The following is a 1,696-nucleotide window of genomic DNA, read 5'->3' as shown; positions in this document are numbered from 1 at the left end:
ATGGAGATGAGGAAAGATTATTTTACTCTACAGATTATGAAAAAACTATTCAAGAACAAAGATATCCAAAAGGAACAATTGCAAATCTAATTAACAGTTTACCAAATTCTTTTGATTTAAAAATTAACAGAATTAATGACGATATTACAAATACAGAAATTATAAGCTAATGAAATGATATTAAGATAAGAATAAAAATTAACATTTTATAATCAGTTGATCAATATTAAGCTTATTATAATTCGTATCTGAATTAAAAAATGCATTCTGAAATTGTAGGCAATTTAAATTTAGAATGCATTTTTTTAATTTTGAATATAAATAATCACTGACTAAAAATCCTAATGTTCGATTACCAATTGATAATGATGGTAATATTCATAGGTTTTTTAATAATAACAAGAATGGCTATGGAAACTTTCATTGAAGCGGAAGTACTGGTGATAAAAACAATGCTTTGGGACATAGTTAATTAGCTTCTTATGGTAAAGAAATTAGGCAATTGAAGGAAAAAATAAATGATATTTGGTGACCCATACTTTTTTTGTATAAGTTTTGATGTTGCTTATCCATCAGAAAATTTAACAGATTCAAATATTGAATTAGGTATTTTTAATTTTATTATTGAAGATGTTTTTTTCCCGGGAAAAGGAGGTAATTGGACTTTAAGTATGACAATTAGTCATTTGAAAGAAGCCGTTGATGAAATTGAAAGTTGTCCTGAAATACAGGAGAGTGTCATTAATAGTCCTACCTTTTGTGAAAATTTGTCTCACTCATTACAATGCATATTACAAACAGATCCAAGAGACTATGAATTAAAAGACGTTGAAAAACTAGGGGTAAATTTAACACCACTTGAATTTGGTGATTGTGGATATTATATTTTTTATACTAGGTCAAAAAAACAAGAATATATTTTTTATTCATATAATGCTGGATTAAATTTTTTAAAAAAGGAATTACCTTTAAACTGTGTCAAGAATGTTATATCAAGTATTGAATTTAACAAAACAGAACATTGATATTATTTAAAATGAAGATAAAGATAGTACCTTACAAGTAACAAAATTAATCTATCTAAGAATGGTTTGTGTTAGCAGTCAAATCCTGAGCATATATTTGGAATTTAAAGGTAGAGGTAAAGACTATAAGGATAGGTATTTGATGGATTAATAGGTGATATCTATCATTTTTCCCTAATAATAGAGAAAATTATCATTGGATTCATAGTATGTAAGATAAAATTAAGCTTGATATCAAATGAAGTATAAGCAGTGTTAAGAAACAGTAGGTAGGGGAAATAAAATAATTATTGGAAATTTAGAACAAATTGGTATCCAATTAGAATATATTATTGAATTCAAGTCACCAAGCGGACTTTTTAATTTTATTATTGATGATGAATTGATACCGGGAAAAGGAACAATTACTGATCTTTTTATGGTTATATCATCATTGAAAAACACTTTTCACTATAATTTAGATGAAAAAGATTTTGAAATAGGTAAGAAAAAAATAGAAGATATTAATTTTGCTGATGGTGAACCAGAAAATTTAATCGATATTGATTGTAGTGAGCTATCGGATTACGGATGTGTATTTTGGTTGGGGTTTGATGGAGATGAGGAAAGATTATTTTACTCTACAGATTATGAAAAAACTATTCAAGAACAAAGATATCCAAAAGGAACAA

At 26.4% G+C, this 1,696-nt stretch carries 2 protein-coding genes; both read left to right on the top strand.

Annotation, left to right across the window (positions count from 1 at the left end; genetic code table 11):
- Nucleotides 1-518 precede the first annotated feature (518 nt).
- Nucleotides 519-1,025, top strand: a complete 507-nt coding sequence (locus J3U64_RS09890) for an Imm42 family immunity protein (protein ID WP_267409111.1) — start codon at nt 519-521, stop codon at nt 1,023-1,025.
- Between the two features lie 283 nt (nt 1,026-1,308).
- Nucleotides 1,309-1,696, top strand: a 388-nt coding sequence (locus tag J3U64_RS09885) for an Imm42 family immunity protein (RefSeq protein ID WP_323811408.1), incomplete at its 3' end; no start/stop codon positions are given.

The sequence above is a fragment of the Snodgrassella sp. B3800 genome (genome assembly GCF_026535865.1).
Classification (GTDB): Bacteria; Pseudomonadota; Gammaproteobacteria; order Burkholderiales; family Neisseriaceae; genus Snodgrassella; species Snodgrassella alvi_E.
Note: the sequence above shows the minus strand (reverse complement) of the source record. Positions and strands in the feature narration are given on the sequence as shown.